We start from the raw sequence: 10,060 nt of genomic DNA on the forward strand, positions 1-10,060 counted from the left end.
TTACTTATGCTTTTGCAAAAGCAGCAAAAGTCCATGGTGGAAAATATTACACTCATACTGTCGTAAAAGACACGAAACAAAAAGAGGATGGAACTTGGGATGTCTTTACTGAAAAAGGAAACATCAATGCCGAAATAGTAATTAACGCTGGCGGTTTGTGGGCAAGAGAAGTTGGACAATTAGCTGGACTTAATCTCCCTGTTCAACCAATGGAGCATCATTATTTGATTACAGAACCTATTCCAGAAATTGAAGCAATGGGTGACCAAAGATTGCCAATCGGAACAGATTTTGAGGGAAATATTTATTTTAGACAAGAAGGTAAAGGAATGTTGCTTGGAACTTATGAGCCAAAATCAACTCCTTGGAAAGTAGAAGGTACGCCAATGAATTTTGGCCATGAGTTACTTGAGCCAAAGTTAGATAATATTGAAGATAGACTTGCAATTGGTTTTGAAAGAATGCCAGCGTTAGAACGTGCAGGTATTAAGAATATAGTTAACGGACCTTTTACTTTTGGTCCAGATGGAAGTCCTCTGATTGGTCCAGTGCCAGGAATGAAGAATTATTGGGTTGCGGTTGGTGTGATGGCTGGTTTCTGTCAAGGTGGAGGGGTTGGTAAATGTATAGCAGAATGGATTATTGATGGAGAACCTTCAATTGATGTTTGGGCAATGGATGTTGCAAGGTTTGGAGATTATGCATCACCTCAATATGGAACAATAAAGTCTTCAGAAAATTATGAGCGAAGATTTATTATGACATTTCCAAATGAAACTTTGCCAAAAGGAAGAAAACAAAAAACTACTGCCCTATATGATCGTTTTGTAAACCAAGGTGCTGTTATGGGAGATAGTTTTGGTTTGGAAAATGTTTTGTGGTTTGCAAACAATAAAGAAGATGCTCATGAAGAGCCTACTATTAAAAGATCAAGATCTCATGACTATGTTTCAAAAGAAGTTATTAATGTAAGAGAAAATGTTGGTTTAATTGAAGTTGCAAATTTTTCAAAACATGAATTCAAAGGTCCTGATGCTAGAAAATTTTTAGATCACATAATGGCTGGAAGACTTCCAAGACCAGGAAGAATATCTTTATCTCCAATGTTGTCATATAGAGGGAAATTATGTGGTGATTTAACGGTAGCTTGTTTAGATGAAAATGAGTTCATGGTATTTGGATCTGGAGCTGCTCAAGAAATGCACAGACGTTGGTTTGAGAGTCATCTAGATAAATTTGATTTAAGTTACTCTAATAGATCTGACGATTATCATGGATTGTCTATTGCAGGACCTAACTCACGAAAAGTTTTAGAAAAAATTGTAAGAGATGATTTTTCAAATGAAAAATTTAAATTTAGAGACACAAGAAGAATGTTTGTTGGTGGTGTACCAGCAATAATTAATAGAATTTCATTCACAGGTGAACTTGGTTATGAAATTTATGTAGCACCCCATTATCAATTAAAACTTTATGAAGAATTAATTGAAGCTGGAAAAGAATTTAATATTAAACCTTTTGGTGGAAGAGCATTAATGTCAATGAGGTTGGAGAAAAATTGGGGGGCTTGGACTTTAGATTATAGACCAGATTTTACTGCAAAAGAGACAGGCTTAGATGCTTTTATTAATTGGGATAAAGAGTTTATTGGTAAAGAAAGTGCACAAAAGGAAAATTCTTCAAATAAACTTATACCATTAATTGTTGAAACAAATGATATTGATGTAACAAATAATGAAGCCGTGATGAATGGCGATCGAAGTATTGGTTATGTAACTTCAGGTGGTTTTGCTCACTTTGTAAATAAAAGTGTAGCTTTTACTTTTATTGATCAAAAAAACATTAATTCTGAAAATAAAATTCAAGTAGAGATAAATGGAGATTTATTTAATTGTTCAATAATTAAAGAACCACTTTATGATCCAAGTGGTCAAAAAATGAGAAGCTAAATGATTTCTGAGGAAGATAAAATAATGATGGAAACCCTCTATTGGTGGGGTATTCCAACTTTATTCAGATGTAAAAATGATCCAGATCCAAAAAATTGTGATATTGCTTTAGTAGGTGTTCCACACAGTACTGGGAACGGAACGACCGAAAGAGATCAACATTTGGGCCCAAGAGCAGTTAGAAATATTTCTGCAATGTTGAGACGATCTCACTTTGATTTCAAAATTGATCCTTGGAAAGAAAATAAAATTCATGACTTGGGAGATGTTCCTTTTCCAGAAGCTAATGATAATGAAAAATGTATAGAGAGAATATCAGCTTTTTACGATCATATTGAACAAGCAGAAAAGCCAGTTGTATCAATTGGTGGTGATCATTCAGTAACGGGAGGAATTGTTCAAAGCTTGGCTAAAAAAAATTCAAAATTGACTAAAGGAAAAAAAATTACTCTTGTTCATTTTGATGCGCACACAGATTGTTTTGAAAAATTAGATCATTTTTTAGGTGCAAAAAAATCGGCAGCTCATTGGGCTTCTTTTTTAGTCAAACAAGGAAACGTTGATCCACACACAAGTACTCAGATAGGGATAAGAGGAAATCCTAGAACACTAGATTGGTTACAAGCAAGTTATGATATTGGTTATCAAGTAATTACAATGGATGAATATAGAGAATGGGGCCATGAAAAATGTGTTAAAATGATTTTAGATAGATTAGGGGACAATCCAATTTATGTTACATTTGATTTAGACTGTTTAGATCCAACCGTTGCACCGGGAGTAGCTAATATAGAGCCTGCTTATAAAGGATTTAATATGGACGAAGTAAGAAAACTTATTCAGTCCTTTAAAGGAAAAAATGTTATTGGTGGAGACGTTGCTTGTTTGATGCCAACAAAAGATAGTCCAAATCAAATAACAGCAATGGTTGCTGCTTCTATAATGTTTGAAATTATCTGTTTAATTTCTATTAACTTAGGAAAAAAATAAAATGTCTCAGAAAGATGTAGGCAACAAAATTCCAATTTATAAACTTAAAACTACCGATGAGGTTATGAAGTATTACGATGAGTGGGGAGACAAAGATAAGTATAATAAAGACATGGTTGATTGGAACTATACAGGACCTAAAGAAACCGCAGAAACATTTAACAAACATGAGAAAAATAAAGATACTTTAATTTTTGATGCTGGATGTGGAACTGGTTTAGTTGGTTTGGAGCTTAAAAAATACAATTTTAAAAATTTTCACGGAGCCGATTTATCACAAACTTTACTAGATACCGTACCAAAAGATCTTTATCAAAAATTAATAAAGGTAGATTTAAATCAACCAATAGAAGTTGAGGACAACTTTTATGGTGGAGTGATGTGCGTTGGAACATTTACTTTCGGGCATGTAAAACCCAATGCATTAGATGAGTTTATAAGAATAACAAAACCAGGAGGATTGATTTGCTTTACTATAAATGAAGGAATTCATGAAGAGTATGGTTTTGATAAAAAAATTGATTTACTAAAACAAAATAATAAATGGGAGGAAGTAGAATTTTTTAAATCTGATTATATTGCAAGCAAAGATGTGAATGCTTGGTTGGGTATTTATAAAGTTACAACATGAGTTCAGAATTTGTTTTAAATAAATTAGATATTACAGATAATGATATTAAAAAACTAAGGTCTTACAGGTTAAGTTCGTTAAGAACTCAAATGGAATTAAACAATATAGACGCATGTATATTGAGCGATGCAGTAAATATAAGATATGCAACAGATGCCAGAAATATGCAAATATTTACTTCTAGAAATTCACCTTCTAGATATTTAATTTTAACAAATAATAAATCTATTCTTTTTGAGTTTAAGGGCTGTGAACACTTGTCAGATCATTTATCCACTATTGACGAGATAAGAACTTCTTCAACAGCTTCATTTGTTGCAAGTGGTCACAATATAAAAATTAAAGAAAAAGAATGGGTAAAAGATATTTCAAATACATTGATTAATTTAATTGGAGTAAAAAAAACTATAGGTCTCGAACGCATGAATGCCGCAATAGGAATTGGTTTGCAGGAAAATGGATTTAAAGTGGTTGACGCACAGTTACCTATAGAGCTAGCAAGATCTATAAAATCTGATGAGGAAATTATTTGTATAAAAAATTCTTTAATAGCAACTGAGAACGCAATTTGTGAATTAAAAGAGTCTTTGATGCCGGGTATTTCAGAAAATCAACTTTGGTCTATTTTTTATAAATCAATTATTGAACAAGATGGAGATTATTGTGAGACTAGACTTCTTTCCTCAGGTGAAAAAACTAATCCGTGGTTTCAAGAGACAGGTAAAAAAATAATAAATCAAAATGAATTAGTTGCATTTGATACAGATGTAGTAGGTTGCTATGGATATTATAGTGATTTTTCTAGAACCTTTCATAGTGGTCCCGATGATCCAACAAAGACGCAAAAAGAACTTTATAATATTGCAAAAGATCAAGTAGAGCATAACATAAATATTATAAAAGAGGGCATGAGTTTTAAAGAATATTCAGAAAAAGCTTGGAATATTCCAGATAAATATCGAGCCAACAGATATTATCTGTCTGCTCATGGTTGTGGGATGACAGGTGAATATCCGTACCTTTATCATAAAAATGATTACCAAGAGTCTGGTTATGATGGAATAATTAAAAACAATATGACATTATGTGTAGAAAGTTACATTGGAGAAAAAGATGGAAAAGAGGGAGTTAAATTAGAGCAACAAATATTAGTTAAGAAAAATGAAATTGAAATTTTGTCAAAATTCCCTTTTGAAAAAAAATTTTTAAATTAAATATGAGATTTAGTAGAAAAATAGTTCCTGAGATAAAACCAAGACAAAATTTTATTACTAAAAAATATGGTTTTGATATTCAATTGGATGATGTAGTTCCCAACCAAGTTCACCAACAAAGTTTACTCGCATTGCATTTACTGGGGCGTATCCAACATTTACATTCTTTGCAGTTAGCCATTTGAAATTTTCATTAGAAAAATCATCTGTTGAAACTTTTTGCATTAATTGTCTTGCTTTTGGACCAGCTACTACCAGAACTCCTGTACTATTTGTTAGATCTTCAAATATTACAGATCCATCATCTGGCATCCATTTTTGTATCCAATCATGATCTAATCTTAAATTTGCTCCAGCAGAAACTAAATAGTAACTATTCTCTGCTTCTTTCATTATCGTAAATTCTGAATGTACTCCACCTTTAGTGTTCAAAGCATGACACAGATTTATCCTTCCAATCTTTTTTGGAAGTTTATTAGCTACCAAATAATCTAAAAATTCCTCAGCTTTAGGTCCTCTAATTCTACATTTTGCAAACGCAGTCATATCTAAAAGACCCACGTTTTCTTTTACATTTTGACATTCTTTTTTAATTGCATCAAACCATTTTGATCTTCTAAATGACCAATCATCTTTTTGCTCCATTCCATCTGTTGCAAAAAAATTAGGTCTTTCCCAACCAAATTTCTGTCCAAAAACTGCTCCTAAGTTTTTCATTCGTTCATAACAAGGGGCTGTTCTTAATGGTCTTGCTGCTGGTCTTTCTTCATCTGGATAGTGAACAATAAATACATGGCTGTATGCTTCTTCATTTTTTGCTTTTAAATAAGATTTAGTTGCATAGTTACCATAACGTCTTGGTTCAACTCCTAACATGTCAATTGTAGGTTCACCATCAACGATCCATTCTGCTAATTGCCAACCTGCACCACCTGCTGCTGTTATTCCAAAACTATGTCCTTCATTAATCCAAAAATTCTTAAGTCCCCAAGCAGGACCAACAATTGGATTTCCATCAGGAGTATAACAAATTGCTCCGTTATAAACTTTTTTTACCCCAACCTCTCCAAATGCAGGAACTCTATGAATTGCTCCCTCTATATGTGGAGCTAATCTGTCTAAGTCTTCTTGAAATAATTCATATTCAGAATTTTTTGATGGCCCCTCTACATAACAAGCTGGTGCACCATCTTCATAAGGGCCTAAAATTAATCCTCCAGCTTCTTCTCTCATATACCATCTGCTATCACTATCTCTTAAGACTCCCATTTCTGGTAAGCCATCTTTTTTTCTTTTTTGAATTAAAGGATGTGGTTCTGTAACAATGTATTGATGTTCAACAGGTATTACTGGAATATCTAATCCTACCATTTCACCTGTTTGTCTCGCAAAATTTCCAGAACAAGAAATAACATGTTCGCACTCTATTGATCCCTTATCTGTTTCCACAATCCATCCATCTTTAGTTTGCCTCATTGATAGGACAGTTGTGTTTCTATAAATTTCTGCTCCTCTATTTCTTGCACCTGTTGCTAATGCTTGTGTTAAATCTGCTGGTTGAATATATCCATCTTCAGGGTGTTGTATTGCGCCAACTAAATCATCTGTATGACATAATGGCCAAATTTCTTTTACTTGTTCTGGTTTCAAAAATTTAACATCTACTCCGATAGTTCGAGCTACGCCTGCGTATTGATGGTATTCATCCATTCTATCTTTTGTACTTGCTAGACGAATATTTGAAACAACACTAAAGCCAACATTTTTTCCAGTTTCTTCCTCTAATGTTTTGTAAAGATTAACTGCATATTTATGAAGTTGTCCAACTGAATAACTCATATTAAATAAAGGTAGTAGTCCTGCTGCATGCCAAGTTGATCCTGAGGTTAATTCTTTTCTTTCAACTAGAACAACATCAGACCAACCCTTTTTTGCTAAATGATACAGGGCACTTACCCCTACAACTCCTCCACCAACTACTACAACTTTAGTTTTTGTTTTCATTCTGCGATTCCTACTAAATTTTTAATTGTTACGAAACAAAAATGTATATGTGAAAAATCAAATTGAGCTTCCAAGAGGGATTGGACTGGATACCATTGTGGTTAACCAACAGTCTTTCAAAATTCCCTCAGAGGTGTACTTTTCGACCTGCCAATTAAATTTGTGATAAATTTTGTCCTTATCAAGAATTATAACTTCAAATTGAGCCCATTTGTCACTACTTCCAAGCTCAGTTATTGTGTGACTTAGGTGGTTAATCATCATCCCATAAGAGTCGCTTTTTATCATCATCTTAAAGTTGCTTAATGGTCCTGTTACTCTCTTATTGTTTGGGTGAGCAAATTTCCAAGTTTGTTCTATGCCGCTATCTTTATATTCAAGATCATTTTTTTGAAGCCCACTCAATTGAATTTTAATAACTTCTTTCGGGCTTATAGTGCTATTGGGGCTTAATAATTCAGCGTAAGAAAATGAGATAAAGAAAAAATATAAGATTACAGCTTTAAAGATTATTAGCGGTTTTTCTAACATCATTCAAAAATTCTTGTCTCTTTGCATCACTTACAAAGGGTACTGCAAAATATCTTCTATAGACAATGTTATATATGCCACACATATGGAATACTCCTCTTTTTAATCTTCTAATTGGTAAGTTTAAAAAAAAAGTTGTAATTGCTAATCTTGGTGAACCATAAGTGCAGAATATTATAGCTTTTTTATCTCTTAAGTTTCCAATTGGATAACCGTAATTTCCAACCAACTGTTTAAATCTAAACGCCCAAGGTGGGGCTAAAACTTTATCTATCCAACCCTCAACTATCGCTGGCATCCTAAAATTCCAAATTGGAGCAATTAAAACAATTGTATCACTTTCTTCGATTCTTTTTCTATGATCTAAAACTTCTTGATCAGGTTCCTCTCCAGCAAAAACAGGATCAAATTTTTCTTTATATAAATCAACAACATCAACTTGATTTCCATTTACTTTTGATTGTTTAACAAATTCATCTCGAATTGCTGCATTAAATGAATTGTCATTGTAGTGCCCATACACTAGGAAAATTTTTTTCATTTTATAAAATTTTTATTCAGTAGTTTTGTATTTACTATTATTAATTATAAATACAAATAAAATTGGAAGAATTAATGTTAAAAGTGTTACAAAAATTAACAGTATTCCAAGTTCGGAATAATCTGCTGTAGTTTGTATTTCACCTGAAACTTTATCTTTCACTTCTCTTGTTACAGTAAATATTTCATTTAAATATTTTGTTCCTAACGCACTCGCTGATAATGCGAGATTTGTAAAAGATGCAAAAACTGCAAAAAAGGTTGCCTTTAAATGTGCAGGAGCATTTTTTGCTATCCAGGCGAGTAAAGGTATCATTGATACTTGCCCAAGAGGAGACTCTAATGCAGTATTAATTAATGCAATAAACTTAGCATCAACAACTCCACCTGTTAACGAGGATGTCCAGTTATGAAAACCATAATACATTCCAACACTTGGTAAAAACAAAATCGCACCTGCAATACTTAGAACTACAATTATTTTAGCAATTGAATTATTTGCCATAAAAGGTCTTAACAATACAATTCCTGCTAATGTTAAAATTGATGCCAATAATGATAGAACAGAAAAAAACTGTTCATTAAATCCAAGCTCATCAATTTCAAACCAAGTTAATCCTGGTCCAGGACCTGGCATGGCTCTAAATACAAAAATAATTACTGCTGTACCTACAATTGTTAATCTTAGTTCCTGAGGTAATTCCTTAATTAGTTTAAACATTAAAAACAAAATGATTATGACTGAGCCAATAAACACAATTTCTTGTGCAAATGGAACCTTAAAGGAACCAATAGACAATGTGAAAATAACAAAAACCAAACTTCCTCCTAATATCCACCAGTTTATTTTTGTTTTTTCGTTACCTCTCTCATCTTTAAATTCTATACCTCTAGATTTTAAAGTTTGTATTTTTTTATGTCTTAAATAATTTGCTAAAATTACACCTAGTATAGAAACTAAAGGTATTACAAGAGCATAAATGTAGATAGTTCCATATAAATTTATCTTATCGGTCTGCTCAAGGCTTTCCACATCTCTAAACAATATTACATTAACTAACGCAACAAGTACTGTACCGCCAATAATAGCAAACCTTCCAAGTGTCTGCATTGTTGTATGCATTATTTTTATTTGATTTCTAGAATAATGATTTCCTGTTTCATCAACCAAAGGAACTGCCTCAACTGTCATAGCATCGGCTACAACGTCCTGAACCACATAACCAACTGGAGCTAAAATCACACTTATCACAAACCATGTTTCTACCGAAAATACCTGGGACATATCTTCAGTATGAATAATCAATCCATACATAATTAGTAAACTAAAAGCTATCAATGAAGCTCCGAAGTAGACCATGTAATTTTTTCTCTCCCAGATAAGATCTACTAAATGTCCTAACGGCATTTTTAATGCCCAGGGAATTCCAGCCCAAAAACCTAGGCCTGCTAAAAATGCTGCTGATAAATTTAAATAATCTTTAACAAAAAATGTACCAACAATACCTGTTAAACCAGAAATACCTGCAGCCATATAAACCATTAATGGAGGTAGATAAGTCCATTTAAATTGACGACCCAAATCTAAAAATGTGCTGTCTAAAAATTTAATTATTTTGCTCATTAGTCACTTAAAACTGGAAAAGCTTGTCTAACTTTTAAAAAATATTTTTGATATTCCATTTTAGTACATTTATTTTCAATATACTCAATATCATTTTTTTCCATCAATTCTTTTGCTTTTTCGTCTCGTATACCGAGCTGTAACCATAAAACTTTAGCACCAATTTTAACTGCATCTTCTGCAATAGCATAAACTTCTTTTGATGGTCTAAAAACATCTACAATATCAACCTGATCATTAATATCAGATATTTTAGCAAAAACTTCTTCTCCTAAAATTTTTTGACCCTCAGCTCTAGGATTGACAGGATAAACTTTAAATCCATATTTTTGCATATATTTCATAACTATAGTTGATGCTTTTGTTGGATCGTTACTAACTCCTACCATTGCAATTGATTTATATTTAGAAAGAACTTCTTTGATATCACTCATTTATTATTTTTAATTTTTTCTTCACAAAATATTTTAGCTTCAGGAACTGTCATTGGTTTTTCTAGTTTTTGACTACCAGCAATACATGCATCGATTGCTCTTTTTTGATTATGATCTTTAAAATTATATATTACAAACATTCC

8 protein-coding genes and 1 pseudogene are annotated in these 10,060 nt (G+C 32.4%); 4 read left to right on the forward strand and 5 right to left on the reverse strand.

The genetic code is table 11. The features are described 5' to 3' along the window. The 4 genes from AMO08_RS05270 to AMO08_RS05285 all read left to right on the forward strand — a co-directional run. The coding region (locus AMO08_RS05270) for a GcvT family protein (protein WP_075485904.1) at positions 1–1,949 on the forward strand (1,949 nt) is incomplete at its 5' end. Continuing rightward, on the forward strand, positions 1,950–2,939 hold the full coding sequence (locus AMO08_RS05275; protein WP_075485906.1) for an arginase family protein: 990 nt from the start codon (positions 1,950–1,952) through the stop codon (positions 2,937–2,939). Position 2,940: 1 nt separating this feature from the next. After that, positions 2,941–3,570, forward strand: coding sequence for a class I SAM-dependent DNA methyltransferase (locus AMO08_RS05280; protein WP_075485908.1), 630 nt, complete (start codon positions 2,941–2,943; stop codon positions 3,568–3,570). Further along, positions 3,567–4,784, forward strand: a complete 1,218-nt coding sequence (locus AMO08_RS05285) for a M24 family metallopeptidase (RefSeq protein ID WP_075485909.1) — start codon at positions 3,567–3,569, stop codon at positions 4,782–4,784. Before AMO08_RS05280 ends, AMO08_RS05285 begins: the two co-directional genes overlap by 4 nt. Positions 4,785–4,844: 60 nt before the next feature. Here the strand turns inward: AMO08_RS05285 and AMO08_RS05290 are convergent. The 5 genes and pseudogenes from AMO08_RS05290 to AMO08_RS05310 all read right to left on the reverse strand — a co-directional run. Further along, positions 4,845–6,788, reverse strand: a pseudogene (locus tag AMO08_RS05290) (GcvT family protein); the annotation flags it as partial. Positions 6,789–6,845: 57 nt separating this feature from the next. Beyond that, complete coding sequence (locus AMO08_RS05295; RefSeq protein WP_256997668.1) at positions 6,846–7,322, reverse strand: hypothetical protein; 477 nt, start codon at positions 7,320–7,322, stop codon at positions 6,846–6,848. Then, complete coding sequence (locus AMO08_RS05300; protein ID WP_075485915.1) at positions 7,291–7,860, reverse strand: NAD(P)H-dependent oxidoreductase; 570 nt, start codon at positions 7,858–7,860, stop codon at positions 7,291–7,293. The genes AMO08_RS05295 and AMO08_RS05300 overlap by 32 nt, the downstream gene beginning before the upstream one ends. 12 nt (positions 7,861–7,872) lie before the next feature. Continuing rightward, positions 7,873–9,483: an MFS transporter gene (locus tag AMO08_RS05305; protein ID WP_075485917.1), complete on the reverse strand. Its 1,611-nt coding sequence runs from the start codon at positions 9,481–9,483 to the stop codon at positions 7,873–7,875. Then, entirely contained in the window at positions 9,483–9,917 is a 435-nt protein-coding gene (locus AMO08_RS05310) for a CoA-binding protein (RefSeq protein WP_075485919.1), read from the reverse strand. The genes AMO08_RS05305 and AMO08_RS05310 overlap by 1 nt, the downstream gene beginning before the upstream one ends. Between the last annotated feature and the right edge of the window lie 143 nt (positions 9,918–10,060).

It is taken from the genome of Candidatus Pelagibacter communis (genome assembly GCF_001180205.1).
Classification (GTDB): Bacteria; Pseudomonadota; Alphaproteobacteria; order Pelagibacterales; family Pelagibacteraceae; genus Pelagibacter; species Pelagibacter ubique_O.